Below are 24,701 nucleotides of genomic sequence, written 5' to 3' on the forward strand. Positions count from 1 at the left end.
GCCAGACATGACCGACAAGGTCGCGCTCATCACCGGGGCGGCCCGCGGACAGGGACGCGCTCATGCCGAAAGGCTCAGCACCGATGGCGCCGACGTCATTCTCGTTGACATCGCCGGCCCGCTACCACCGAGTGTCCCCTACGATTCCGCCACGCCCGAGGATCTGGCCGAGACGGCGGAGAGGGTGAAAACCAGTGGCCGGCGGGCCGTGACGGCGGTCGTCGACACCCGAGACCACGACGGTCTCTGTACCGCTGTCGACAACGCGGTCGCCGAGCTCGGGCGACTCGATGTCATCGTTGCCAACGCGGGAATCTGTGTGCCGGCCGCGTGGGATCACGTGTCGCCACGTGACTTTCAGGACACCATCGACATCAACATCGTCGGTACCTGGAACACGGTGATGGCGGGGGCCAAGCACATCATCGCTGCTGGGCGAGGTGGCTCGATCGTCCTCGTCAGCTCGGCGGCCGGCCTCACGGTAGAGCCGTTCATGATCGCCTACACGGCTAGTAAGCACGCGGTCACGGCGCTAGCCCGTTCGTTCGCGGCCGAACTCGGCAAGTACCACATCCGAGTCAACAGCTTGCACCCCGGCTCGGTGGCGACGCCGATGGGAAGCGGTCGGATGGTCGAGGCGATGGCCAAGGCGGCGCAGTCGAATCCGGCGCTGCGTCCCGGGTTCACAAAGCAACTCCTGCCGGACGCGATCACCACGTCCGAGGACATCGCCAGTGCGGTCGCGTGGTTGGCATCTGACGAGGCGAGATTTGTCACGGCCGCCGCCATTCCGGTGGACGTCGGCGTGACGGGCAGCTAAGCGCTGGACTGCCGGGTGACGACCGCCGGCCCAGACAGGGGGCTGGCGATCACGCCAGGCGGGGCTTCGACCACGCTCGGAATGGCGTTCACCGCCGCGAGCGCCGTCGCCGCGACACCGGGATTCACTCGGTCGTCCTCCGACTGCTCGAGGTGCAGTTCGAGGTTCATGTTCGGATTGCCGTTGACGCGGAACACCATTCCACCTTGGCCTTCGCACGCCGGCTTGGGCCAACGATCGGGCCACGGCGTGCTGCTGACCGTCGCGAAGTATTGAACCGCGACGGCAGGGCGGCCCCTGACGATCCCGGCGAGCTGCCACCGGTGCGCACAGATCGTCCCCTCCGGGATGACACCGAGCGCGGTCGCAAGATCGGTCGGTGCGAGCAGCGTCTCCCAGTCCAGCTCAATCCCATCGAGTTCGAATCCGAGGATGTCGGCGATGTAGGTCACCACCGTGCTCCAGTCCTTGTTGACCTTCCCCGACGCGATTCGAACCGGCACATGGCCGTCGGGCTTACCGAATCCCATCGACTCATGTAGGACGTCCCATATCGGGTATGCCTTGTCGAGGTCGACCGCGTATTCGTCCATCCGATACGAGTCGACTCGACCCGCTCCGGTCAGCAGAGCCGTGGGGATGTTCAGGCTGATGAACCCCGGCTCGCTACCGGTGGCATAGAACGTTGAATCACCCTCAGCGACCGCTTTTTCCAGATCTTCTTTCCATTGCGCGGGTGCGGCCGGGGGATAGATCATCGGGATCAGCGAGAACGTCACCACGTTGACCCCGGCGCTGAGGTACGTCGCGATGTCCGCGATCGCCTCTTCTTCGCGTCGGACCGCGGTCGCGCAATACGTCACGCAGTCGGGTTTCAGCGCGAGAACAGCTGAGAGGTCGTCGGTCGCACGTACTCCGACCGGCGGTGCACCGCACAGTTCTCCTGCGTCCATCCCGGCCTTTTCAGGTGTCGACACCTTCACCCCGACGAGATCGAGCGACGGGTCCCCGATGACCGCGCGCAACGCCTCCCTGCCGGTCAACCCGGTGCCGACGTGGACGACTCGATAGCGACGACAGTCGGTCACGGTTCTCTCCCTCCTCGCCCCTGCAGGGCAACAGTTCTCGTCATCGTGGGACTGACCTGGGACAGGTCAGTCAGCGGTAGAACGGTCCCGGCTTGCCGGCTTCCTCGAGATGACCGTATGGGTCGTACAGGTTGACATCCGGGTAGGGGTTCTGATCGAAGGATGGCCGCGACAGACCTGCCTCCCGCAGCCCGGACAGCACGGCCAGCGGCACAGCGAACGACACCAGGCCCACCGTCACAGACACCAACAACTGCCGAGTCAGCGTCACCTTCGGACGCCCCCGCCTCGCCGGCATCCAGCGCGCGAGGCGGTTGATCAACACCAGTCCGCCACTCTCGTCCCGCACGCACATCACGGCGACCATGGCGAAAATCGGGGCGTCGTACACCGCCATGATCAGGGGAAAGTGGATGTGTCCGATGTGCAGCACCGGCCCGACCGCCTCAGTGTAGTAGAAAATCCCGGCTCTCATCCAGGTGAACTGGATGAGCCCGTTGATCGGGACGGCGATGATCGTCGCACCGATGAACACCCGCAGCAGTCTGCGCGGCGCCAACCAGCCGATGCGGCGTATCAGCGGATCCAAGAGCCTGTCGTGCAGCTTCAAGAACCCCAGACCATTCAGCAGATAGTAAGCGGCGTAGCCGCCCAGGAACGCCAGCGCCGGTTCGAGATTCGGTGAGATGTTCACGTACGGCCAGGACAGCGGGAAGTGCAACATGCGCGGATCGAATATCGCGAACGTCGCCCAGTTCGCGAGTGGATCCAGCGCTCCGGTGATCAGGCCGGCGAACGCGATGATGACCGCCCAGTGCACCTTTTGCTGCCGCCACGACAACCACACCAGGACGGCGATCAGACCGATCGCCAACGGGATCGAGCTGATGGAGACGGCCAGCGGCCAGTTGTCGAAGCCGAGGAACGGCGGATACGGGTCGGGGCCGGGATTCGGGTTCGCTTTCTTCGGGTCCCCGTGCAGACCTGTCTGAATGTTCGCGATCGTCACCATGGCGAACGCCAGGTATGCGATGACGAACAGCGACCACCCGATCCTGGCGGGCCACGGGGAGAAGTGCGCTTCGGCCGGTTCTGCCGAAGCGGAGTTCGGCGTCCGATCAACGGTATTGGTCACCTCACACCGCCACGGGAAGCGTGGACCACCCTCTGACGCTGGAGGTGTGAGCGCGTTTGGCCGCAGCGTAATCGACCTCCCAGTCGGGCCATCGCTTCAGCACCTCCTCGAGCGCGACCCGCGCTTGCATCCGCGCGAGCGCGGCGCCGAGGCAGAAGTGAATACCGCGACCGAATGACAAATGAGCTGCCTGCCGGTGGATGTCGAACCGGTCCGCGTCCGGGTACTGTCGCTCGTCCCGGTTCGCCGAACCGTTGATCAGCAGCATCACCGAGCCCTCGGCGACTGTCTGACCATAGAATTCGACATCACGAGCGACATGTCGTGCCTGCACAGGCGATGGCGCCTCGTAGCGCAGCACCTCTTCGATCGCCGCGGGGATGAGACTGAAATCTTCTGCTAATTCACGCCGTTGGTCGGGGTGGTCGGAAAGCAGTTGGCCGGCAAAGCCGATCAGCCGCGTCGTCGTTTCGTTTCCTGCGCCGACGAGTGTTCCGGCGTAGGTCAACACCTCTCCGCGAGTCAACCGCCTGCGGCCACCGTCACGTTCCTCGATCTCGGCGTTGACCAGTTCGGTCATCAGATCGTCTGATGGGTGGTCGTAACGCCAATCGATGAACTCCTCCAGCATCGAGCCTTGTCGCGTCAGCATGTCGTCGGCCGCATCGACCAGTTCGCCGTCTTTGAGTTCGAGAAGCCGGTCGGTGTTCTGACGGATGGCGATCTGCTTGTCCTCCGGTATGCCCAGCAGATATCCGATGGTGCGCATCGGCATCCACGCTCCGAGGTCGGCGATGAAGTCGAACGTCTCGGCGGTCTCGAGTGGCTCCAAGGCGCGCCGGCAGAACTCTCGCGCCAACGGTTCGACAGCAGCCATGCGCCGGGGCGTGAACACACCCGACAACAGGCGGCGATGAAAGTCGTGGATCGGAGGGTCCTCGAACAGGATGATGCCCGGCGGTACCTCGACGCCGTTGAGGATGATGTCGATGGTGGTGCCTTTGCCCGAGCGGTAATCCTGCCAGTTGGTCAGCTCGCGGGCGACGTCGGTGTGCCTGCTCAGCGCGTAAAAACCGTATTTGTCGTTGCGGTAGAGCGGCGCTTCGTCGCGCAGCCTTTTCCATACGGGGTAGGGATCGTCGTCGATGTCGAAGTCGAACGGGTCGTAGTACGGCTCAACCTTCACCCTGTAGGTCACACCCTGAGAATAGGCGTTACCGGTGGCCGTTTTGGCGGATTTCTCCCGGCCCGGCCTCACGGTGGGCACCGCCGAGCGCCCGCGTCACTGCCGCCTACCGCCACAAACGCCCGTATGAGAATATGAATTCTCGCATCGCGTGACGTGGGTGCACCTGCTTAGAACGGAATCGAAGGAGGCGGCAATGGCTCCGGCCGCCGTACGCAGCTTCATCTTCGCCGTCGAGTTCCGGATCGCCGAATCCGAGCGCGTGGGACCGGTGCTCGCGCAGCACGAAGAAAGTCTTCGCGATCTCGGCGCGCGCTATGCGTTCGTGTACGAGTCGGTGGTCGACCCCGGGAAGGTCCTGGTCGTCATCGGGATCCGAACCGAGCGGCCGCTGCTCGACCTCCTCCGCTCCCCGTACTTCTTCGACTGGTTCGACGCGGTCGGCATCGACGACCTTCCCGCCGTCTTCGCCGGCGAAGTCGTCGAACGCTTCGACCTCGGCGAGCCCCCCGAGCCGGGTACCGAGGTGGTGGTTGCCGCCGTCACCCGGGTCCAGAACGTCGAGGTCTTCATGGCTCACGTGCGCGAATCACTCGCCGACTTCGCCCGTTCAGGGATTCGCCGAACACTCGTGTACCGCGCCTTCGACACCCCTCGCGAAGTGCTCTTCCTTCATCAGCTTGCGACGGCCCGTACCGCGTTGCAGTGGGTTGCGGACTCCGACATCGCTTCGGAGTGGCTGACCTCCGCCGGCGTCGGCGCCTATCCGCCCGTATTCGTCGGACGGTTCGTCCACGCCATGCGACTGGCCGAGACCGCCGGAACGGATCTGCACTGATGTATGTGTGCCTGTGTCTCGGCATAACGATCGAGGCGGTCGCCGATGCCGTCGCCTCAGGCGCCAGGACGTCGCGGCAGGTGTCCGACGCGTGCGGTGCCGGATCGGACTGTGGCAGGTGCCGACGAACGATCCGCTCGATCATCAAATCCGCGGACGCGGAAACTCAAGTCAGGTAGGAGAAGCACGGCATGAGCGATCGACACTCCAATATCGAGGGCGCGCGGATGCTCGTGATCGGCGCATCCTCGGGCATCGGTCACGCGCTTGCGCGGGCGGCTCGCACCAGGGGCGCCCGTGTCGCGCTCGCGGCCAGACGGGTCGAGCTCCTGTCCGGGTTGGCAGAAGAACTCGACGGTTCCGCGCACGAACTCGACGTCTCCGATCCACGCGCGATCGAGCGGGTCGTCGACGAGGTGGCCACGACGTTCGGCCAGCTCGATGCGGTGGTGTTCACCAGCGCCGTGGTGCCGTTCGCGTTGATCGAGGAGACCGACGTCACGACGTGGCTGCACGCCTACGCCGTCAACGCGGTAGGCGCATCGCATGCGCTGCGTGCAGCGCTGCCCCACCTTGCCGACGACGCGGTCGTGCTCGTTGCGTCCAGTCACGATGTCGGTAGGCCACGCGCGGGCGTCGCGGCCTACCACGCCAGCAAGGCCGCTCTGGACGAAATCCTGCGATCATGGCGCGCCGAGCATCCGGAACTGGCCGTCATCCGTGTCAGCGTCGGCCCGACGGACGGCACTGAGATCCTCCGCGGGGCGGACCGCGACCTACTGGCCGATCTGTACCGGGCCTGGGCACAGGAGGGTCAAATTCCGGCGAAGATGTCCGCCGTCAACGACGTGGCCAACGCCATGCTGTCGTTGATCGCCATGTCTCGCGCCAACCCCACGGTCGTGAGCGACATCGTACATCTCGCCCCCCGCCTGAGCACAGGCCGATAGAAGGGATCCGTCAATGGATTTGGGCTTCGAAGGGGCGACCGCAGTCGTCACCGGCGGCAGTAAGGGGATGGGACTGGCGATCGCCGAAACGTTGGGCGCCGAAGGGGCGTCGGTGGCGATCATGGCGCGCGGTCGACAGGGTCTCGAAGCAGCCACCGAGCGGATCCGCAACGCCGGTGCGCCCGAGGTGCTCGCACTGAGCGTCGACATGTCCGACGCGAAGTCGATCGCAGCGGGATTCGCCTACGTCAACGACAGCTGGGGTCGCCTCAACGTGCTCGTGCACACGGTGGGACCGGACGCGGGTGCCTTCGAGGAGCTCGATGACGACGACTGGCACGCCGCTTTCGACCTGGGCACGATGGCCGCGGTCCGGTCAGTGCGGGCAGCGCTCCCGATGCTGCGCGCCGCCGAGTGGGCCCGCATCGTCACCCTGTCCGCGCACTCGATCCAGCGTCAAAGTCCGCGACTCGTCGCCTACACCGCAGCGAAGGCCGCCTTGTCGAGCTTTACCAAAAATCTCTCGAAAAGCCTTGGCCCCGAGGGCATACTCGTCAACTGCGTATGCCCGGGAACCATCGTGACCGCGAGCTTCACCGAGATTCTGCAGGATGTGCTCGCCGCCGACGGACTCAACTCCGCGGATCCGCACGATGTGATGACGTGGGTGGAGCGGACCTACGGGCACCCCTGTGACCTCGGGCGGGCTGGGCTACCGGAGGAAATCGCCTCGGCAGCAACTTATCTGGCATCGCGCCGCAACGGCTATGTCACCGGTGCCACGGTAAACGTCGATGGCGGCTCGGACTTCATCTGAACATGCGAGCGCCTTTGCAGGACGATCAGCTGTTCTTCGACATCTCTGCGGCGGCCGTGTCGGCCCACTGCGCCTGGTGCCGGCCCATCGTCATGGCGCCATTCCAACCGCCGTCGGTCCACAGCACCTCACCGCCGACATAACTGAACCGCGGGCTGCCGAGACAGACCAGCGGCCAGGCTTGTTCCTCGGCAGTCGAATACCGTCCGATCGGTCCGACCGCCTGATCGACGGTCTCCTTGCCCATCAGATCCTGGAAGGCCGGCATCATCGCCGTCTCGGTGGGGCCCGGGTTGATGCAGTTGATGCGGATGCCGCGGCGGCCGAGTTCGGGATACCACCAGCCCACCCATGCATCGATGATGTACTTCGAGTAGGCATAGCCGCTCCACGACCACAACTTCTCGTTGGCGGTCAGCCATTCGACGGCGGCCTCGAACCCCCTGGTCTCGAGCAGCCCGGCGATGACCTTGATGTGGTCCTGCCAGCCGATCGCGGCCGACGACGAAATCACGCTGATGGCCGACCCCTCGGGCATCTTCGGCACGAGCTGCTCGGCGAGGTGACGCGCCCCGACGAAGTTGACCAGAATCGTGTCCCATTCGCTGAAAGGCGGACCGGGCAGCCCGGCACAGCTGAAGAGCCCGTCGACGGGGCCGTCGATGGAAGCCGCGACCTCTTCGATGCTCCTTGCGTCGCGTAGATCGATCTGTAGCGCGCGGGCGACGGGAACGGTGGTCGGCTTGATGTCCAGGGCGGTGACCGTCGCACCGAGATCGACGAGGATTTGCGCGGTCGCCTGACCCATGCCCGACGCCGCACCCGTTACGACCACCGACTTGCCCCGGTACCTCAGCACATCGTCCACGGCACGCTCCTGTCGAGAATTTCATTTACCGATTGTGAGAACCTACGTTATCACCGGTGTACTGTCGCACCGTGACGGTTTCGAACGGGGCCGCCCCATGACCGCCGGTGCTCGCCCATTGCGCATCATTCAGTGGGCAACCGGCTCCGTCGGCTCCGAGATGATCACCACCATCCTCGATCACCGCCCCGACCTCGAGTTGGTCGGAGCCCGCGTGTATTCCGACGCCAAGAACGGGGTCGACATCGGGACGCTCGTCAACAGAGCTCCCATCGGGGTCACCGCCACCACCGATGTCGCCGCCATCCTCGCGCTGGACGCCGATCTCGTGTTGTACGCGCCGTCTTTCACCGATCTCGACGATGTCTGTGCGCTGCTCGAGAGCGGCAAGAATGTGGCAACGCCGTCATTTCTGTTCCATCCTCGGCGCATTCCCGAGACCGACAGGGACAAGCTTCTGGCGGCGTGTGAGAAGGGCAACAGCACCATCCACGGCAGTGGCCTCAACCCGGGCAATCTGTCCGGCGTGCTGCCGCTGGCGCTGTCGGGCATGAGCCGCACAATCGAGCGCCTGACCCTGCAGGAGAGAGCTGATTGGACGCTGTGGGAGAGCACCGAAATCACTTTCGATGGAATGTGGTTCGGCCGACCGGTTGATGAGGTGACCCCCACCGCCAACAGTTACCTGAGTTTTCTGACGAAGCTGTTCGTCGAGCAGACCTGGTTCATCTCCGACAGCTTGAATGCCGACATCGACGGCGTCTCGGTGTCCCTGGAAACGGTGCCTGCGAGCAAGGACCTCCAGGTCTTCGATCACGTGGTGCGGCAGGGCAGCACGGCCGGACAGCGGTGGAATTTCATCGGCCATCGCCGCGGTGAGCCGCTGATCGAATTCGAAACGCTGTGGACCGTCGGCGGTGAATATCCCGACCACTGGCCGCAACCGCTCGATGGCTGGACACTGACCATCGAGGGTGACCCGTCCATGCGTACGCACTTCTTTCCGCTGGCCAGCTTCTCGCGCGAGGCATCGATCTCAGAGCACGTCCGCGCCGGTCTCATCACGGTGGCGATGCAGGTCGTCAATGCCATCCCGGCGGTCTGCGCGGCCCCGGCGGGTTTCGCGACGATGGCGGACCTGCCACTCATCCGTAGCTTCACAGGATTTGGAAACAGGCGCGACAGCTAGTCGCTGCGGTTGGTCCAGTGCGCGACAAACGGCGCGATGTCCGACAGGTCATAAAGCCCCGGCTCAGCCGCGACGACCGTGGGTATGGCGTTGATTGCATGCATCGCGGTGGCCAAGCACCCCTGTTCGGTGTGATTTTCACCGGGAGAACCGATTTCGAGGTGTATTCGCATGTTCGGCTCACCTTCGAAGGCCAGATCGTATCCAATCTCGTTCGGCCAGTGCGGGGCCAGATCGTCAGCCATGCGGGTGAGATGCTCGACCGATAGCGTGGTCTCGCCGCAGTCGACGACCACGCCGAACCGCATGGCACCGACGGTGCCCGAGGGGATCTCGCCCGCGGCGACGGTCAACGCGCGCGGCGTCGTCACGACCTCACGGAAGCCCTCGACCGACCGAATGCGCAATCCGAGCGCCTGAGCGAGCACCGTCGCGCTGCCGATCCATGCGCTCGCCGCATACTCGGCGTTCGCGAGCAGCGGGGTGGTGTCGTCGGGTGCGTGCCCGAAACCCATGGCATTGAAGACCAGGTCGTGACTGGCGTAGGTGGAATAGTTGAGCACTTCGCGGACTGTGATCCGGTTCGTCTGCTGGGTGAGCCGCGACAGGAGGGGCGCGATCGACTCGCCGAAGAAACCGGGGTACAGGCCCACCCCGAGGAACGAGGATTGACCTGTCTCACAGGCGTTTTCGATGTTATCGGCCAGCGATTCGTGCAGCGAGCGCGGATGGACGAACCTGCTACCCGTGGCGACAACATTCTTACCAGAAGCGAGCAGGTCACAGACATCGGCGAAGCAGCCCGGGGTGTCGGTCTCGACCTTGCCCATGTAGAGCACGACGTCGGCATCGGTGGCGATGATGGCGTCGCGGTCGTCGCTGGTGACCACTCCGGCCTCACCGGCACCGCACAACGTGCCCGCGTCGACACCGGCTTTCGCCGGATCGTAGACCCGAACACCGACGACAGAGAGATCCGGCCGGCCGAGGATGTGGCGAAGCGCCATCATTCCGGTGACGCCGGTCGACCACTGAACCACTCGCGTCATACGGGTGCTCCCTCAATTCCACACGACGTCGAGGCGAGGGGGCGACCGGAACATCGTTCCGGTGATGTAGGGCGCCGGCGCGTCGGGATCGAGCCGGAGTCCGGGCAATTCGTCGAACAAGGCGTTGAAGATCTTCGTGGTCTCGAGCCGAGCCAGATGCATGCCCAGGCAGACATGGGCCCCGTGCGCGAACCCGATGTGCGGCTTGCGTTCCCGGAAAATGTCGAACTTCTCCGGTTCATTCCACCGCGTTTCGTCGTGGTTCGCGCTGCCGAGACTGAGCATCATCGTCGCACCCTCGGGTACGTGAACCCCGCCGATCTCGGTGTCGCGGGTGACCTCGCGCATGAAATTGAGCAGCGGGGTTTCCCAGCGAATGCCTTCCTCGATCGCCTGCGGCAGCAGGCTGCGGTCGGCGCGCACCGCGTCGAGCTGATCAGGATGGGTAAGCAATGCGTAGGCCAGGCTGGCAGTCGAGCGGGACGTGGTCTCGGCGCCCGCGGGCAGTAGGTTGCGCATGAAACCGTAGATCTGTTCGTCGGACATCTTGACGCCGTTGATCTCCGCACCCGCGAGGATCGACACCATGTCATCCCTGGGCGCTTTCCGCTTCTCGGCCAGAATCCCGACGAAGTACTCCTTCATCGTCGCCGACGCCCGCATCGCGCGGTCCATGTCGGCGCGGAAGCCCAGCAGGTCGATCGCGAGTCGGTGGAAATGCAGCACATCGGAATCGGGCAAACCCAACAGGGCAGCGATCACCCGCACCGGAATCGGCATGAACACAGCGTCGACCAGGTCGGCCCGCTTGGCGGCCTTGATCTTCGCGATGGTCTGGTCCACCAGCGGGCCGACGAGTTCGGTATCCCAACGCTTCATCGATGAGCGAGCGAAGGCGAACTCGTGCAGCTTGCGGTAAATCGCGTGTTCGGGGTCCTGCATCTCGAGGATGGTGGGGCCCTGAAGTGGCCGTACCACGTCCTCGTAACACCGGGTGCTGAAGGTGATGTTGTCGGTGAAGATCGCCTTGACGGTGTCGAACGTGTACGCCGTGAAGGTCGGCGGGCCGTCTTCCGAATTGCCGATCATGCCCATCTCGGGCCACCCGGTATGCACGGGCGCCTGTGCCCGCAGCTCCTTGAGGAAGGGGTACGGCGTGGCATCACCGTCGGCGCCCATGCCTGCGTTGAATTTGTCTTGAGCGTCTCGAATGCTCTGCTCGAGATCTTCGACGCTCGCCGGCTCGAACATGCGACGACTCCTCACTGCGGATCGGCCGCTATCAACATACACCCTGGTGGTTGCCGACCTCCATCATGTACGTTTGGCCGGAGTGAAGCCATAGCCTCAGCGAAAAGCACACCAGGAGCGATCGATTGGTAACTCGAGTCGTCCAATGGGCCACGGGCGCCGTCGGTCGCGCTGCGCTCGCCGAACTCATTGAGAACCCTGATTTTCAATTGGCCGGCGTGCTGGTGTACGACCCGGCGAAGGCTGGACAGGACGCCGGGTCGCTGTGCGGCCTTCCGGCGACCACCGGCGTCCTCGCTACCACGGACAAGGACGAGATCTTCGGACTCGGCGCCGACGTCGTCATCCATGCCGCCAGCAAGGCCCATGCCGTTGACACCAACGCCGACGACATCTGCCGACTGCTTGCGGCGGGCACCGACGTCATCACGACGACGTCCTACAACCACCTGCCGACCTACGGCGCCGAGACCGAGGCCGCTTTCGTCGAAGCATCCCGGGCGGGACAGTCCCGCTTCCACGCCGCGGGAGAGAACCCGGGATTCATGTTCGAACGCCTGGTGGCGACCGTGACGGGGCTGAGCAAGTCAATCGATCGAATCGACCTCTACGAAGCGACCGATGTCTCGGCAGTCGACAGCCGACCCATGCTCGTCGACCTGATGGGTATGGGCCGAGCGCCCGAGGACGTCAGCGTCGACTCGCCGATCATCAAGAAGCTCGACATGGCGTACCGTCAGGCGCTCAACGCCACCGCCGACGTTCTCGGCGTCACGCTGTCGCACGTCGAGGTCTCCGTTGATGCCACCACGCTTCCGCACGACCTCGAGGTGACGGCGGGCACTATCGAGGCGGGAACGGTCGTCGGCCAACGGTTCTCATGGGTCGGACACTGGTCAGGCCGCCCGCTGCTGGCCATCCACGAGGAATGGGTCCTCACGCGGGATCTGCCCCAATGGGGGCTCACGCCGCTTGCCCCGGGAGAGAAGGCGCCGCTGATCCGCGCCGTCATCAAGGGCGAACCGAGTTTCGAGCTCGCGCTCGACGTCGGCTGGGACGGCAAGGTGCCCAACGGGCAGCACGCGCAACCGGGGCATCTGATGATCGCGATGGGCGCGGTCCGGGCGATCCCTTACGTGAGGGCCCAGCCGCCGGGGATCGTCACGGCACCGGTGTTCGGTGCGATCCAGCTGGGCAGCCAGCGTCGAAACTGAGCTTCTGCAGACATATTCGCGCCTTCGTCGCGCACAAGCTCAGTCTCGGCAGGCGCTCACCGCGCGTGCGATGTTGTCGCTCGGCGCCGCGTGGAATACGTGTCCGCTTCCGTCCGGTAGCACTCGGCGCGCGATCAGGTAATCGGAGCCCAGCCAACCCTGCCTGATGTAACGGCCGAACCGGAGGAACGTCCCCGGGGCTCCACTCGCCGAGGGGACGAGCTTCACCTGCTCGATTCCGTGCTTGACACCTTCGCCGGTCAGCGGCCTCGCAGCCGCCAAGCCGCGGGCGATCACGGTCGCGACGTCGTGGCACAGGCCCGGCATCGAGTGCGCCGGTCGGCGGCCGTAGCGCGACTCGAACCGGTCGAGGAAGGCCTGACCGACGCGGTTTCGCTCGTCGTAGCTGTCAAGACCGATCCAGCCGCGCAGGTGATGCATCCACTCGGCGTTGATGTGCGCCATCTCGAACGCCGTCGTGGTGTAGCGCGGCGGATCCCAGCCGGCACTCTCCAAGGCGTCCGAAAAGCCCCACAACCCGTGGCCGAAACCGACGTGCACCAGCGCATCGGGACCGGCCGCCCGCAGTTGGGCGACCACCGCCTCCTTGTCCGCTTCGACCTGAGGGATGGCCGCCGTGGCCACGACCTTCAATCCCGCTGCGGAATAAGCCTTCTCGGCGAACGCGAGATACTCCTTGCCGATGAGAGAGGCCTCATAAGCGATGGCGATGCGCGACCTTGCGTCGCCGAGCATCACCGCGGCGAGCATGACCGGCTCCTCGGGCATCGATCCGTTGTTGAGCGCGAACGTCCACTCCCCCAGCGCCTCCTCCGATCCCGACAGGATGAGATTCGGAACCTTGGCCACGCGGTCGGCGTGCGCGGACAGCGGCACCGCGTTATCGGAGACGTACGGGCCGAAGATGACCAGGCAGCCTTCGGCGACCAGCTCGTCGTAACCGCGTTCGACGGCATGGTAGGTGCCATTGGGCAGGCCGATGACGTCGCGCCGCACCACCTCGATCGGCCGGTCGACAAGCCCGGCGGAGCCCGCTTCCTCGAACACCAGCCGCAACGTGTCCAGCGTATCGTCCTCGGTGCTGGACCTGGTCGGATAGTCGTTGAGCAGACCGACTTTCAGCGGAGCCACTGAACCGTATGCGCGGGCCTGTTCCTCTGCCATCCCCGCAACATACACAATGAATGTCGCTAGGATGCCCCTATGGCCAAGCGTGGTGGCACGGAATCCGAACGACGCGCTCGCGGAGATCAAACCCGTCGTGACCTCGTCGACGCCGGTCGCGTCCTGTTCGTCGAGAAGGGCTACTTCAACACCAGCATCGGCGACTTGGTCACGACTTCTGGCGTCGGCACCCGCGGCGCCTTCTATCACCACTTCAAGGACAAGGCCGAGCTCTTCCGCGCGGTGTTCGAGGAGGTCGAACGAGACCTCACATTGCGTTCGCTGTCCTCACCGCCGCGCGGCACGGATTCGTGGGAGCGGCTCTGCGCAGGTCTTCACGGCTTTCTCGAGTCTGCACTCGAACCCGAGGTGCAGCGCATCATGCTGGTCGACGGGCCTGTCGTCTTGGGCTGGCGGACACTTCGCGCGATCCAGGAGGACAACAGCATCGCGTTGATCAACGAGATGGTACGCAATGCCATCGCCGAAGGCAGCATCGACGATCTGCCCGTCGCCGAACTGACGCACATGCTCGTCGCATCGCTCGAGGAGGGCGCGCTTCTGGTGGCGCACGCGAAGAGCCCCGGCCGAGCACGCGGTCGTGCGGCACGGATTCTCGACCGGCTTCTGCTCAGCTTCGCTACGGAGCCGCGCAAGGTGGTCAGGCGGTAGCAGTGGTTGATTCGCGACTCGGGATGGTGGCCTACCGTATGGAAATGAGCGTTTTCATTTTTGATTATTGTTCTTCTACTGAACTGATAATGTGGCTTCGCCCACGTCTGAAGGAGACCTGATGCCAGACGCGCCACCACAGCGAGTCGCCGTAGTTGGAGCGTCTGCGGGTCTGGGCCGGTGCATCGGTCTGGGCCTCGCGAAGGAGGGCGCCAAGGTTGCGTTCCTCGCTCGACGTCGTGACCGCCTCGAGAACGCCGCCAAGGAGGCGGGCAGCGGTGCGGTAGCCGTCGCGTGTGACGTCACGGACGCGGGCGCCTGCCAACGCGCGATGACAGCCGTCGTTGAACAATTCGGTGGTCTCGACGCCCTCGTTTACACGACCGGCGTCGGTGTTCTCGCCCCGCTGACCGAGGTGACAGCCGAGCAGTGGGCAAATCTCTTCGCCACCAACGTCACCGGCGCCTCACTCATTACCGCGGCGGCTGCACCTCACCTGGCCGCCAACGCCGGCTCGGCGGTGTACCTTTCGTCGCTCAGCGCTTCCTACTCCGCCCCATGGCCCCTGCTGGGTGCCTACGCGGTATCAAAGGCAGCGTTGGACAAACTGGTCGAGGCCTGGCGGATCGAACACCCCAACATCGGCTTCACCCGCCTGGCGGTCGGCGACTGCTTCGGCGGTGAGGGAGACTCCCAGACCGAGTTCAACAAGACCTGGGATCCGCAGGCGCTCGAGAACGCCATCCGGTTCTGGATGGACAACGGCTACATGCAGGGCGGTCTGGTGGAAGCCGATCACCTCGTTGACGTCGTGCACAACGTACTTCGTTGCGGAAACAGCAGTTTCATCCCATACCTGACATTGGCTCCCAGACCGTCGGGCGCGGTGGCCGAACTTCGACAGTGGTGAAGGACACTCGTGACACACGAATCGCGCATGCTCATCGACGGCAAGCTCGTCGAATCAGAAACAGGCCGGCAGTTCGACAACATCAACCCCGCGACCGAGGAGGTCCTCGGCGGCACCGCCGACGGCACCCGCGCCGACATGGAACGGGCGGTGGCGGCCGCCCGCCACGCGTTCGACCACACCGACTGGTCGCGAGACGGACAGGCCCGTGCCGCCGGACTGCGTCAACTGCAGGCGGCGCTCGAGGCCGAACGCGAGGAGATCCGCAGCGAGCTCATCGCGGAGGCCGGCTGCCCGCTGCTGAGCACGTTCGGACCACAGCTCGACGTGCCGCTCAAGGAAGCCCTGGGTTGGCCGGCCGATATGATCAGCCAGTTCCCCTGGAAACGAACACTTCCCGATAAGGATGCGTTCGGCATGGGGACCCTCGCTGCCCGTGAAGTGTGGAAGGAACCTGTCGGAGTCGTCGGCGTCGTCACGCCGTGGAACTTTCCGTTCGAGATCATCCTCAACAAGATCGGGCCGATTCTCGCCATGGGCAACACGATGGTGCTCAAGCCCGCTCCCGATACGCCCTGGAACGCCACCCGCATCGGCCGGATCATCGCCGAGCAGACCGACATTCCGCCTGGGGTGATCAACATCGTCACCTCGTCGGATCATCTGGTCGGCGAGGTGCTCTCGACCTCTCCCCTCGTCGACATGGTGGCCTTCACCGGGTCGACGGCGACCGGCCGGCGCATCATGAAGGCCGCCGCCGACACGGTCAAACCGACATTCCTCGAACTCGGCGGCAAGTCGGTGTACCTGGTGCTCGACGACGACGGCGACATCAGTGCATCGGTGGGCGGCAGCGCGTTCATATCCATGCATGCCGGACAAGGCTGCGCCATGCCGACCCGGTTGCTGGTGCCCCGCAGTCGCTACGCCGAGGCGGTCGAGATCGTCAAGGTCGCCATGGAGAAGAACAAGTACGGTGACCCCACCGACCCCTCCGTGTTGCAAGGCCCTCAGGTTTCCAAGCGCCAGCAGGACCGGGTGATGGGCTATATCGAGAAGGGTAAGCAGGAAGGGGCAAGGGTCGTCACCGGCGGCAACGTTCCTTCGCACCTCGAGAAGGGTTTCTTCGTCGAGCCAACGGTTTTCGCCGACGTCGACAACCGGATGACGATCGCCCAAGAGGAGATTTTCGGCCCGGTGCTGTCGGTCATCGGATTCGACGACGACGACGATGCGGTGCGCATCGCCAACGACTCCATCTACGGCTTGTCGGGCGTGGTGTTCGCCAACGACCTGGACCGAGCCAAGTCGGTCGCGAGCCGGATCCGCACCGGGACCCTCGGAATCAACGGCGGCCTCTGGTATGGCGCAGACGCCCCCTTCGGCGGCTACAAGCAATCCGGTGTCGGTCGGCAATGCGGCATCGAAGGCCTCGAAATCTTTACCGAAACCAAGACTGTCGGCTGGCCGAAGGGGGCATAGATGAAATCACGTGCGGCCGTGTTGCGCGGCGTGGGCATCGATTGGGAAGTCACCGACATCGAACTGGACCCGCCCCGCGCCGGTGAGGTTCTGGTCAAGATGGCCTACGCCGGGATCTGCCATTCCGACGAACACTTCTACACCGGCGACAGCGTGCCCAGTCCGGAGATGGAAGAACTGATGCGGGCCTCCGGTGTGCCGGTGCCGGAGTGGTTCCCGATGCTCGGCGGGCACGAGGGAGCCGGCATCGTAGAAGACGTCGGTCCTGAGGTGAAGACGCTCAAACCCGGTGACCACGTGGCGGTCTCGTTTTTCCCCGCATGTGGCACCTGCCGCTGGTGCGTGACCGGGCGCACCTATCTCTGCGACGTCGGCGCCGACATCTACAGCAAGGCCATGACCACCGACGGCACGTGCAGGCGCCACGTCGGCGACGAGGACCTGATGGCGATGATGCAGGTCGGCACCTTCTCCGAGTACGTGGTGGCGTCCGAACGCTCGCTGGTCAAGATCAACGACTGGGTACCGCTGGAAGCGGCCTCTCTCGTATCCTGCGGTGTCACAACAGGTTTCGGCTCCGGCTCGGTGGCGGCAGGAACCGAACCCGGCGACACCGTCGTGGTGGTGGGTGTGGGCGGCATCGGTATGAACGCCGTGCAGGGCGCGAAGGTCGCCGGCGCCAAGCACATCGTCGCCGTCGACCCGAACGAGTTCAAACGCGAGATCGCTCCCACCTTCGGCGCCACTCACACCGCCGTCGACGCCGGTTCCGCCCTGGAACTGGTCAAGGAGATCACTTGGGGCGTCATGGCCGACCGCGTCGTACTGACGCCCGGAGTTGTGCCGGCCGACCTCGTTATGGTGGCGCTGATGCTGCTGCGCAAGGGCGGCACCTGCGTCCTCACCGGCATGGCGAAAGTCAGCGACTTGATGGTCCCGCTGAGCCTGCCCGACATGGTGAGTTCCTGTAAGACCCTCAAAGGGGTCCTCTACGGCGAGATGAACCCCCGCGAAGCCATGCCGAGACTGCTGTCGATGTACGAGGCGGGGACTCTCAAGCTCGACGAATTGATAACGCAGAAGTACAAGCTGGACGACATCAACGAGGCGATGAAGGATCTCAGATCCGGGAGCAACATCCGCGGGGTCATCGCTTTTTAGGACGCAGGTCGCGACGGCGTTTCGGAACGACTCGCAGCGGTGCAGGGTAGAGTCGGTTCCATTCAGAGGCTGAGCCCACGCCTCACAGTGAATGTGCGTGAGTGCAGGGGTGTGATGGTTTCCATTTCCGACGTCGCTTTCCACGGTGACCGATGACCAGCGACAGGACCGTGAGAACTGCGGCGCCCGGCGAAGCAGCCGGCTGGCAGTCCGTTCCTCACCCTGTGGTCATGGTCGACCGCGACGGTGTCATACGGGGACTGAGCGACTCCGCGCGCTCCCTCTTGCCGGAGGCCGAGGTCGGGGCCAGGTTCGCCGACACGGCACCGCCGTGGTTGACGTGCGCCCATGACCGATTTCTGCGAGACGCGTCGGCCGACGTCGCGCAGGCGTCGACCATCGGCGAGCTCACAGGGCGCGATTTCGAGGCACGCCCCTCGGCACTGCCCGGCGGCGAGGTCGCGTGGTGGCTGGTCGAAGACACCCACCGGACTCTGCAGAACGCGCACGAGGAGCTCGCCAGGGAACGCGGGCGCGCCGCGCTTCTCGACGACGTCTCTGCGGTGCTGATGGCATCGCTGAACTTCGAACGCTGCATGGAGGCGACCGCGCAGATGGCGGAGCGTCATCTGGCGGACGCCGCGGTGGTCGTCGCGCCCGTCAGGGGTGAGCGGATGCCTGTCGTCTGCAGCGGACCCGACGGTGCCGCCGAACACCGCAGCGTGGAAACCGACCCCGCCGAGGTGTCGGGCCTCAGCGAGGCTCTTCGCGGGTTCCCGCCGGTCCCGTCGCGCTGGATCGACCCCGCGTCGGTGCCCGACTGGTTGATTCCATCGCACTTCGTCGGGCAGGTCGGATCGGTCCTGATCACACCGCTGCCCGGCCACGGCGTTCCGGCAGGCGCACTCGTGTTGTTGCGCCGCGACTCGCACACGGCATTCAGCGAGAACGAGGAACGGTTCGCGCGGCTGTTCGCGTCACGTGCGGGTGCGGCGCTCTCCGCGGCGCGGTTGTATGCCGAACAGTCGGCGATCACCCGCACCCTGATGCGCGAACTGCTGCCCCCTCCGTTGACACCGAACGGGGATTTCGAGCTCGCAGGCGGCTACCGCGCGTCGGCAGACCACGAGCTGGTCGGTGGCGACTTCTACGACGTCCATCCCGCCGTGGACGCCGACGGCGAAACCCTTGTCGTCCTCGGTGACGTCTGCGGCAAGGGCCTGGAGGCCGCTGTACTCAGCGGCAAGATCCGCAACACGCTGCAAGCGCTCGCGCCACTGGCCGATCAGCACGAAGCGGTGCTCAAACTGCTCAACAGTGCGCTGTTGACCCCCGACAACAGCCGTTTCGCCACGGTCGTGCTCGCCTCCGTCGCGCACCGCGACGGTCAGTTGAAGTTGCGGCTGACCTGCGCCGGGCACCCACCGCCGCTGATCGTGCGGAACGACGGAACGGTGGAGCAGACGGACACCCGTGGCATGTTGGTCGGCGCGCTGCCGCAGTTCAAAGCGCGATCGACCGAGGTCTCGCTCGCCCCCGGCGAGACGTGCCTGCTCTACACCGATGGCCTGTCCGAAGCCCGCGGCGGCCCACTCGGCCACGAGGCCTTCGGCGAAGAACGCCTGATCGGCGCGTTGGCGCAGTGCGCGGCGCTGCCCGCCGAAGCGGTTGTCGAGCGGATGATGATGCTCGCCTCGCAGTGGGTAACCGATCGGGAACACGACGACATGGCCGTCGTGGCCATCACGGCGCCGCGCCGGACACATCTCAGTGCGGTCGACGGCCACACTGCAGGCAGGTATATAGCGTGAGCGGACCGGACATCGGCGCGCAAACAGCCGCGGCCGATCCCGCAGCGGTGCGCGAGCGACTGTGGGAAGCGGCGCTCGACGGTGACGAGCAGACCGCGGTTGCGGCCCTCTTCGCGGCGGTTGACGCGGGAATGACGCCCGAGGATGCGCTACTCGAGGTGATCGCGCCCGTCCAACGCAGGGTCGGCGCGGAATGGGCGGCCAACCGGATCACCGTCGCCCAGGAGCACGCGGCCACCGCGATCAACGACCGCGTCATCGCGGCTCTGTCGCAACACCCCTCCAGCGAATCCACCGACGAGGCCGGACGCGTCACCGTGGCCTGCGTGGACGGGGAATGGCACGCGCTACCCGCCCGGCTGCTCGCCGAAGTTCTCCGCCTGCGCGGCTGGCGGGTGGACTTCCTCGGCGCCCAGGTGCCGACGCCGCACCTGATCGCACACCTGCATCAGCACGCGCCCGACGCCATCGCGTTGTCGTGCTCGATCCCCACCCGCCTGCCCGCCGCGCACGCCGCGATCACCGCGTGCCAGGCCGCAGGCGTCTCGGTGCTCGTCGGCGGCGCGGCGTTCGGCCCCGACGGCCGCTACGCACGGCTTCTCGGTGCCGACGCGTGGGCACCGGATGCCCGGGCCGCCGCGCAGTGCCTACGCGCCGACATCGGTCGACTACGCCTCACCCCGAACCGGCAGCTTGCCGACCAGCTACCGCACCTGGCCGACCAGGAGTACTCGATGGTCAGCACCGCCAAACCACAACTGGTCAAGTCCACCGTCGCCGAGTTGGAGAACCGCTTTCCCGCGATGCGGGACTACAGCGAGGCGCAACGCGAACACACCACCGAGGACATCGCCCACATCGTCGACTTCCTCGCGACCGCCCTCTACATCGACGACCACGAGTTGTTCATCGGGTTCATCGTGTGGACGGCCGAAGTGCTCAGTTCCCGTGACGTACCGGCGGCCTCGCTGATCCCCGCGCTGGAGCTGCTGTCCGCTCAGCTGCAAGACTTTCCACGAGCTCAGCGCCATCTGGCCGCTGCGCGCACCGCCCTGGCCCCCGACACCACACCGATCGCATGAAACTCACCTTGAAGTCTGACGTCACGATTCCGTCCGCACGCCTCACCGTCGCGGGCGACCTCGCTTACGGAAATACCGCGCGGCTGGTGGATGCCGTCTCCGAGCTGCTCTCCACCGACGCCCGCGTGAAAGACATGCACCTCGACTTCGCCGAGCTGGAGTTCGTCGACTCCACCGGTCTGTCAGCGCTGCTGGTGATCCACCGGGAGGTGACACGCTCCGGTGTCGTGCTGCACCTCGACAACCGGCCGCGACAGCTCGACCGCGTCCTCGAGATCACCGGCCTGCTCGAACATCTGACGTCGGGTGAGGCCACCGCTTCCCCACGTCCGGACGAAATCGAGATCGGTTGAGCGACATAGTCGGACGGGTGTCCGCGTTGCAGCGCTACCCCGTGAAATCGATGCTCGGAGAAGTACGCGACCGGGTCCGGATCGGGGCGATGGGCGTCGACGGCGACCGGCGGTACGCCCTCATCGACGAGGAGACCGGACGAGTCGCCACCGCCAAGCACCCGCGGCGATGGAGCACCCTGTTGCAGTGCGCGTCGACGACCGGCGAGGACGGAAGCGTCACGGTTACCCTGCCCGACAGGCGAAGTATGCCGGTCACCGAGGCGGCCGAGCCGCTGTCCGAACTGCTCGGGCGCACAGTTCATGTCGCCGACGAGCGGGCCGCCGGCGTGGTTCTCGAGCGGTCCGATCCGCTGGAGGTGCTCGCACACGGCATCGACGCCGAGTTCGATCCGGTGCTTCTCGAACTCGGGCAGGGTGCACCCGGCGGCGCGTTCGTCGACCACTCGCCGGTGCATCTGATCACAGCGGCCACCCTCGACGCGATCGGCGTGGGCATGGATGGGGCGCTGCGGTACCGACCCAACGTCGTCATCGACGTCGGGTCTGAGCCCTTCGTCGAGAACGGATGGGTGGGAGCCGAAATCGAGCTCGGTGAGGCCACGCTACGCGTCACGCTGGCCACCCCACGCTGCGCCGTTCCGACACTGCGACATGGTGCGACCGAACGACTTCCAGATGCCGTGCGGTACCTGCTGGACCACAACCGCGTCGAGGTGCCGGGCTTCGGTAAGGCGCCGTGTGCGGGGGTCTACGCCGAGGTGGTCGTCGTCGGCACCGTCAGTACGGGCGACAAGGTGCGCGTCGGATAGCCGCCCCAAAGGGCTCGTCTTGACTTGTCACCATCACCCTGATGCCGCCGGCGCGGAAGCGGGTATGAAGAGGTGATGACGAACCCCTCCCCTTCAGGTAAGACCGTTTTCATCACCGGGGCCGCCGCCGGTATCGGGCGCGCCACGGCGCTGACGTTCGCCCGCAACGGATTCGTCGTGGGCGGCTACGACATCGACGAAGTCGGGCTCAAGTCGCTGGCCGACGACATCGAGCAGCTGGGCGGTGTCGCGCACACCGGCCACCTCGATGTCACCGACCCCGACGAGATGGCCGCGCGGGTGCGGGAGTTCGCCGAGGCCGCCGGTGACCGGCTCGACGTGATGATCAACAACGCGGGGATCCTGCGCGCCGGTCGCTTCGAGGAGATGGACATCGGAGGCCACCACAAGGAGATCGACATCAACGCCAAGGGTGTGGTCAACGGTCTTTACGCGGCGTTTCCCTACCTGCGTAAGACCCCGAACTCGGTCGTGGTGAACCTGTCCTCCGCGTCGGCGATCTACGGTCAGGCCGAGCTCGCCAACTACAGCGCCACGAAGTTCTTCGTCCGCGGTATCACCGAGGCGCTCGACATCGAGTGGAACCGCTACGGCATCCGGGTCATCGCGATGTGGCCCCTATATGTGCAGACGGCGATGACCCAGGACGTCAAGACCGGAACGACGGACTCGCTCGGCATCCGGCTGACCGCACAGGACATCGCCGACGCGATCCTCGAGGCCATCGAACCGTCGCGACTGCGGCGCGCCATCCACCAGGTGCACTTCCCGGTCGGGAAGCAGACCAAGGTGATGACCATCGCCTCCCGGTTCTCCCCGGGCTGGCTGACCCGTTACGCGAACAAGAAGCTGTCACATTCCTGACGCCCACCGGCATCTGTTGAGGTTCAAATCGGGCTGATCGCAACGGATGTCCCATACGCGGCGATCGGCACGGTCAACGATTTGCGGACGTGGTTCCTGATCTTCGCGTTCGTCGCAATCGGCTTGGAGTTCTCTCTGAAGGGTCGCAGGGAGGCCGGTTGGCGCCCGATCGCGTTGTTCGCCTCGGCGACCGTGGTGAACATCGTCGTGGCACTGGGTCTGGCCGTCGTGTTGTTCGGGAACTTCCAGGTCGGTTAGCTACGCTCGCCGGGTGGCCAAGAGGCTGAATCGACGAGGCTTCCTGACGATGACCGCCGGCGCGGCACTCGTCACCGCCGGATTCGCGGCCGGATGCGGTCCGGACAAACCGGGCGCCGTGGCCAAGGATGGCTCGGTCACCGTCAAGCACGCGTTCGGCGAGACCAAAATCCCCGCGCCGCCCAAGCGGGTGGTCAGCGCCGGGTTGACCGGGCAAGACGACCTGCTCGCGCTCGGCGTCGTGCCGATCGCGGTGACGGACTGGTTCGGCGGAGAGCCGTTCGCGGTATGGCCTTGGGCGCGACCGAAACTCGGCTCCGGGCACCCCGTCGTGCTCAGCCTCGCCGAGGGCATCCAGGTCGACCAGATCGCTGCGCTGAACCCCGACCTCATCGTCGCCACCAACGCCGGACTCGATTCGGACACCTACTCGAGGCTGTCGGAGATCGCGCCGACCGTCGCGCAGTCCGGCGCCGAGGCGTTCTTCGAGCCGTGGAAACAACAGGCCACCACCATCGGCCAGGCAGTGTTCAAACACGACGAGATGCAGGCGCTGCTCGTCACCGTCGGCGACAAGTTCATCGCGGTCGCCGAAAGCAATCCCGGTTTCGCGGGCAAGACCGTGGCGCTGTTGCAGGGCCGGCTGGACAACGGAGAACCGCAAGCCCTGGCGCCCGCGTGGCGCACTGAGTTCCTCACCGCGATGGGCTTGAGCGTCACCGACGGACTCGGCGCCGACGTGCTGATCTGGACCACCGAGTCCGACGAGGAACAGTCCGCGCTGCTGGCCGACCCGAAGATCGCCGAGCGCGGCACGGCGAACATCTTCACGGGCAAGGAACTCGCAGGCGCGATCGCGTTCGCCTCTCCGCTGTCCTACCCCTTGGTGGCCGACCAACTGCCGCCGCGTATCGCCCAAGCCCTCGCCTGAGAAGATTGCGCGGTGACCGCCGACATTGAGGCCGAACACCGCGGGTTCGCGACTACGGGATCGGCCTACTACCCGACGCTGGTCGCGGTCTTCACCGGCCTGGTGCTGATCTCCAATATCGCCGCCACCAAAGGCGTCGCGTTCGGGCCGCTGCTCACCGACGGTGGATTTCTCGTCTTCCCGCTCACCTACGTCATCGGTGATGTGTTGAGCGAGGTATACGGGTTCAAAGCCGCCCGGCGCGCTGTGATCATCGGCTTTTGCATGCAGGCGTTGGCGGTACTCGTGTTGTGGGGAACCGTGCACCTCCCTGCTGCGGCCGACTACACCAACCAGGAGGCGCTTGCCAGCACCGTCGCGTCCATCACTGGGTTGGCGGCCGCCGGGCTGGCCGGCTTCCTCGTGGGACAGTTGGTCAACGCCTGGGTGGTGGTGCGTATCAAGGCGCGCACCAAAGAGAAGCACCTGTGGGCCAGATTGCTTGGCTCGACAGTCGTCGGCCAGTTCGCGGACACGTTGGTCTTCTGTGCGATCGCCGCACCGATCATCGGATTCGGCGACATGCGCTCGTTCGTGGTGTACGCCGCTTTGGGATGGGTCTACAAGACCGCTGTGGAAGTGGTCGTGCTGCCCGTGACGTACCGGGTGATCGCCTTCATCAAGCGCCGCGAGCCGACGTATCGGCCCGCCGCTTGAGGCATCGCTAAAACTCCTCTGGCAAGGCTCATAGAGCAGGCGTATTGCAAGCTACTCG

General features: G+C 65.3%; 25 protein-coding genes and 1 pseudogene. 19 read left to right on the forward strand and 7 right to left on the reverse strand.

Going from position 1 to position 24,701, the window contains the following annotated elements:
• Positions 1-7: 7 nt before the first annotated feature.
• Positions 8-820 carry a mycofactocin-coupled SDR family oxidoreductase gene (locus AAHH99_RS15070; protein ID WP_418769644.1) on the forward strand — a complete coding sequence of 271 codons (813 nt, stop codon included), beginning with the start codon at positions 8-10 and terminating at the stop codon, positions 818-820.
• On the opposite strand, the gene AAHH99_RS15075 is transcribed toward AAHH99_RS15070, so the two are convergent.
• The 3 genes from AAHH99_RS15075 to AAHH99_RS15085 all read right to left on the reverse strand — a co-directional run bounded on the left by AAHH99_RS15075 (position 817) and on the right by AAHH99_RS15085 (position 4,241).
• A complete protein-coding gene (locus AAHH99_RS15075; RefSeq protein ID WP_418769645.1) occupies positions 817-1,773 on the reverse strand; it encodes a dihydrodipicolinate reductase in 957 nt (318 codons plus the stop codon). The two genes, AAHH99_RS15070 and AAHH99_RS15075, sit on opposite strands and share 4 nt — an antisense overlap.
• Positions 1,774-1,978: 205 nt before the next feature.
• Positions 1,979-3,043: a hypothetical protein gene (locus tag AAHH99_RS15080; RefSeq protein ID WP_418769314.1), complete on the reverse strand. Its 1,065-nt coding sequence runs from the start codon at positions 3,041-3,043 to the stop codon at positions 1,979-1,981.
• Position 3,044: 1 nt separating this feature from the next.
• The gene (locus AAHH99_RS15085) at positions 3,045-4,241 is read right to left on the reverse strand and encodes a cytochrome P450 (RefSeq protein ID WP_418769315.1); all 1,197 of its coding nucleotides are present in this window, start codon (positions 4,239-4,241) and stop codon (positions 3,045-3,047) included.
• A gap of 184 nt (positions 4,242-4,425) precedes the next feature.
• Here AAHH99_RS15085 and AAHH99_RS15090 point away from each other — a divergent pair, with 184 nt between their 5' ends.
• Genes AAHH99_RS15090 through AAHH99_RS15105 form a run of 4 tightly spaced genes read left to right on the forward strand, consistent with a single transcriptional unit; the run spans position 4,426 to position 6,834 of the window.
• Positions 4,426-5,067: a hypothetical protein gene (locus tag AAHH99_RS15090; protein ID WP_064404808.1), complete on the forward strand. Its 642-nt coding sequence runs from the start codon at positions 4,426-4,428 to the stop codon at positions 5,065-5,067.
• Positions 5,067-5,246, forward strand: a complete 180-nt coding sequence (locus AAHH99_RS15095) for a (2Fe-2S)-binding protein (RefSeq protein WP_082696766.1) — start codon at positions 5,067-5,069, stop codon at positions 5,244-5,246. Before AAHH99_RS15090 ends, AAHH99_RS15095 begins: the two co-directional genes overlap by 1 nt.
• 12 nt (positions 5,247-5,258) lie before the next feature.
• On the forward strand, positions 5,259-6,017 hold the full coding sequence (locus AAHH99_RS15100; RefSeq protein ID WP_418769316.1) for an SDR family oxidoreductase: 759 nt from the start codon (positions 5,259-5,261) through the stop codon (positions 6,015-6,017).
• Between the two features lie 13 nt (positions 6,018-6,030).
• Entirely contained in the window at positions 6,031-6,834 is an 804-nt protein-coding gene (locus AAHH99_RS15105; RefSeq protein ID WP_418769317.1) for an SDR family NAD(P)-dependent oxidoreductase, read from the forward strand.
• A gap of 25 nt (positions 6,835-6,859) precedes the next feature.
• Here the strand turns inward: AAHH99_RS15105 and AAHH99_RS15110 are convergent, their stop codons facing one another.
• Positions 6,860-7,702, reverse strand: a complete 843-nt coding sequence (locus tag AAHH99_RS15110; RefSeq protein WP_418769318.1) for an SDR family oxidoreductase — start codon at positions 7,700-7,702, stop codon at positions 6,860-6,862.
• A gap of 160 nt (positions 7,703-7,862) precedes the next feature.
• Here AAHH99_RS15110 and AAHH99_RS15115 point away from each other — a divergent pair, with 160 nt between their 5' ends.
• Positions 7,863-8,891: a dihydrodipicolinate reductase gene (locus AAHH99_RS15115; protein WP_418769646.1), complete on the forward strand. Its 1,029-nt coding sequence runs from the start codon at positions 7,863-7,865 to the stop codon at positions 8,889-8,891.
• Here the strand turns inward: AAHH99_RS15115 and AAHH99_RS15120 are convergent.
• Together AAHH99_RS15120 and AAHH99_RS15125 are read right to left on the reverse strand one after the other, a co-directional pair.
• Positions 8,888-9,940 carry a dihydrodipicolinate reductase gene (locus AAHH99_RS15120; protein WP_418769319.1) on the reverse strand — a complete coding sequence of 351 codons (1,053 nt, stop codon included), beginning with the start codon at positions 9,938-9,940 and terminating at the stop codon, positions 8,888-8,890. The two genes, AAHH99_RS15115 and AAHH99_RS15120, sit on opposite strands and share 4 nt — an antisense overlap.
• A 12-nt stretch (positions 9,941-9,952) precedes the next feature.
• A complete protein-coding gene (locus tag AAHH99_RS15125) occupies positions 9,953-11,191 on the reverse strand; it encodes a cytochrome P450 (protein WP_418769320.1) in 1,239 nt (412 codons plus the stop codon).
• Between the two features lie 125 nt (positions 11,192-11,316).
• On the opposite strand from AAHH99_RS15125, the gene AAHH99_RS15130 reads away from it, so the two are divergent.
• Positions 11,317-12,405: a dihydrodipicolinate synthase gene (locus AAHH99_RS15130; RefSeq protein WP_064417484.1), complete on the forward strand. Its 1,089-nt coding sequence runs from the start codon at positions 11,317-11,319 to the stop codon at positions 12,403-12,405.
• Between the two features lie 39 nt (positions 12,406-12,444).
• Here AAHH99_RS15130 and AAHH99_RS15135 read toward each other — a convergent pair whose 3' ends face one another.
• Positions 12,445-13,590, reverse strand: coding sequence for an ABC transporter substrate-binding protein (locus AAHH99_RS15135; protein ID WP_418769321.1), 1,146 nt, complete (start codon positions 13,588-13,590; stop codon positions 12,445-12,447).
• A 39-nt stretch (positions 13,591-13,629) separates the two neighbouring features.
• On the opposite strand from AAHH99_RS15135, the gene AAHH99_RS15140 reads away from it, so the two are divergent.
• The 12 genes and pseudogenes from AAHH99_RS15140 to AAHH99_RS15195 all read left to right on the forward strand — a co-directional run bounded on the left by AAHH99_RS15140 (position 13,630) and on the right by AAHH99_RS15195 (position 24,643).
• Positions 13,630-14,262 carry a TetR/AcrR family transcriptional regulator gene (locus tag AAHH99_RS15140; RefSeq protein WP_064399934.1) on the forward strand — a complete coding sequence of 211 codons (633 nt, stop codon included), beginning with the start codon at positions 13,630-13,632 and terminating at the stop codon, positions 14,260-14,262.
• Between the two features lie 121 nt (positions 14,263-14,383).
• Positions 14,384-15,172 carry an SDR family oxidoreductase gene (locus AAHH99_RS15145; protein ID WP_418769322.1) on the forward strand — a complete coding sequence of 263 codons (789 nt, stop codon included), beginning with the start codon at positions 14,384-14,386 and terminating at the stop codon, positions 15,170-15,172.
• Positions 15,173-15,199: 27 nt separating this feature from the next.
• Positions 15,200-16,654, forward strand: a complete 1,455-nt coding sequence (locus tag AAHH99_RS15150; RefSeq protein WP_418769647.1) for an aldehyde dehydrogenase family protein — start codon at positions 15,200-15,202, stop codon at positions 16,652-16,654.
• Positions 16,655-17,815, forward strand: a complete 1,161-nt coding sequence (locus AAHH99_RS15155) for an NDMA-dependent alcohol dehydrogenase (protein ID WP_418769323.1) — start codon at positions 16,655-16,657, stop codon at positions 17,813-17,815.
• Between the two features lie 230 nt (positions 17,816-18,045).
• Positions 18,046-19,626 (forward strand): PP2C family protein-serine/threonine phosphatase, encoded by a 1,581-nt coding sequence (locus AAHH99_RS15160; protein WP_418769324.1) that lies wholly within the window; start codon positions 18,046-18,048, stop codon positions 19,624-19,626.
• A complete protein-coding gene (locus tag AAHH99_RS15165) occupies positions 19,623-20,708 on the forward strand; it encodes a cobalamin B12-binding domain-containing protein (protein WP_418769325.1) in 1,086 nt (361 codons plus the stop codon). The genes AAHH99_RS15160 and AAHH99_RS15165 overlap by 4 nt, the downstream gene beginning before the upstream one ends.
• Complete coding sequence (locus tag AAHH99_RS15170) at positions 20,705-21,061, forward strand: STAS domain-containing protein (protein WP_418769326.1); 357 nt, start codon at positions 20,705-20,707, stop codon at positions 21,059-21,061. The genes AAHH99_RS15165 and AAHH99_RS15170 overlap by 4 nt, the downstream gene beginning before the upstream one ends.
• Positions 21,058-21,873, forward strand: coding sequence for an MOSC domain-containing protein (locus AAHH99_RS15175; RefSeq protein WP_418769327.1), 816 nt, complete (start codon positions 21,058-21,060; stop codon positions 21,871-21,873). Before AAHH99_RS15170 ends, AAHH99_RS15175 begins: the two co-directional genes overlap by 4 nt.
• Positions 21,874-21,948: 75 nt before the next feature.
• A complete protein-coding gene (locus AAHH99_RS15180; protein ID WP_418769328.1) occupies positions 21,949-22,758 on the forward strand; it encodes an SDR family oxidoreductase in 810 nt (269 codons plus the stop codon).
• 57 nt (positions 22,759-22,815) lie between these two features.
• Positions 22,816-23,016: pseudogene (locus AAHH99_RS15185) on the forward strand (putative sulfate exporter family transporter); the annotation flags it as partial.
• A gap of 13 nt (positions 23,017-23,029) precedes the next feature.
• Entirely contained in the window at positions 23,030-23,947 is a 918-nt protein-coding gene (locus AAHH99_RS15190) for an ABC transporter substrate-binding protein (protein WP_418769329.1), read from the forward strand.
• 12 nt (positions 23,948-23,959) lie between these two features.
• On the forward strand, positions 23,960-24,643 hold the full coding sequence (locus AAHH99_RS15195) for a queuosine precursor transporter (RefSeq protein WP_418769330.1): 684 nt from the start codon (positions 23,960-23,962) through the stop codon (positions 24,641-24,643).
• The last annotated feature ends 58 nt before the right edge of the window (positions 24,644-24,701 follow it).

It is taken from the genome of Mycobacterium neumannii (genome assembly GCF_048452905.1).
In the GTDB taxonomy this organism is placed as follows: Bacteria; Actinomycetota; Actinomycetes; order Mycobacteriales; family Mycobacteriaceae; genus Mycobacterium; species Mycobacterium neumannii_B.

Bases quoted from the DNA above. Each gene is read 5' to 3' on its own strand.
- AAHH99_RS15070 (WP_418769644.1), top strand. From the start codon at position 8: ATGACCGACAAGGTCGCGCTCATCACCGGGGCGGCCCGCGGACAGGGA.
- AAHH99_RS15075 (WP_418769645.1), bottom strand. From the start codon at position 1,773: ATGGACGCAGGAGAACTGTGCGGTGCACCGCCGGTCGGAGTACGTGCG.
- AAHH99_RS15090 (WP_064404808.1), top strand. From the start codon at position 4,426: ATGGCTCCGGCCGCCGTACGCAGCTTCATCTTCGCCGTCGAGTTCCGG.
- AAHH99_RS15095 (WP_082696766.1), top strand. From the start codon at position 5,067: ATGTATGTGTGCCTGTGTCTCGGCATAACGATCGAGGCGGTCGCCGAT.
- AAHH99_RS15100 (WP_418769316.1), top strand. From the start codon at position 5,259: ATGAGCGATCGACACTCCAATATCGAGGGCGCGCGGATGCTCGTGATC.
- AAHH99_RS15105 (WP_418769317.1), top strand. From the start codon at position 6,031: ATGGATTTGGGCTTCGAAGGGGCGACCGCAGTCGTCACCGGCGGCAGT.
- AAHH99_RS15115 (WP_418769646.1), top strand. From the start codon at position 7,863: ATGATCACCACCATCCTCGATCACCGCCCCGACCTCGAGTTGGTCGGA.
- AAHH99_RS15120 (WP_418769319.1), bottom strand. From the start codon at position 9,940: ATGACGCGAGTGGTTCAGTGGTCGACCGGCGTCACCGGAATGATGGCG.
- AAHH99_RS15125 (WP_418769320.1), bottom strand. From the start codon at position 11,191: ATGTTCGAGCCGGCGAGCGTCGAAGATCTCGAGCAGAGCATTCGAGAC.
- AAHH99_RS15135 (WP_418769321.1), bottom strand. From the start codon at position 13,590: ATGGCAGAGGAACAGGCCCGCGCATACGGTTCAGTGGCTCCGCTGAAA.
- AAHH99_RS15140 (WP_064399934.1), top strand. From the start codon at position 13,630: ATGGCCAAGCGTGGTGGCACGGAATCCGAACGACGCGCTCGCGGAGAT.
- AAHH99_RS15145 (WP_418769322.1), top strand. From the start codon at position 14,384: ATGCCAGACGCGCCACCACAGCGAGTCGCCGTAGTTGGAGCGTCTGCG.
- AAHH99_RS15150 (WP_418769647.1), top strand. From the start codon at position 15,200: ATGCTCATCGACGGCAAGCTCGTCGAATCAGAAACAGGCCGGCAGTTC.
- AAHH99_RS15155 (WP_418769323.1), top strand. From the start codon at position 16,655: ATGAAATCACGTGCGGCCGTGTTGCGCGGCGTGGGCATCGATTGGGAA.
- AAHH99_RS15160 (WP_418769324.1), top strand. From the start codon at position 18,046: ATGGTCGACCGCGACGGTGTCATACGGGGACTGAGCGACTCCGCGCGC.
- AAHH99_RS15170 (WP_418769326.1), top strand. From the start codon at position 20,705: ATGAAACTCACCTTGAAGTCTGACGTCACGATTCCGTCCGCACGCCTC.
- AAHH99_RS15180 (WP_418769328.1), top strand. From the start codon at position 21,949: ATGACGAACCCCTCCCCTTCAGGTAAGACCGTTTTCATCACCGGGGCC.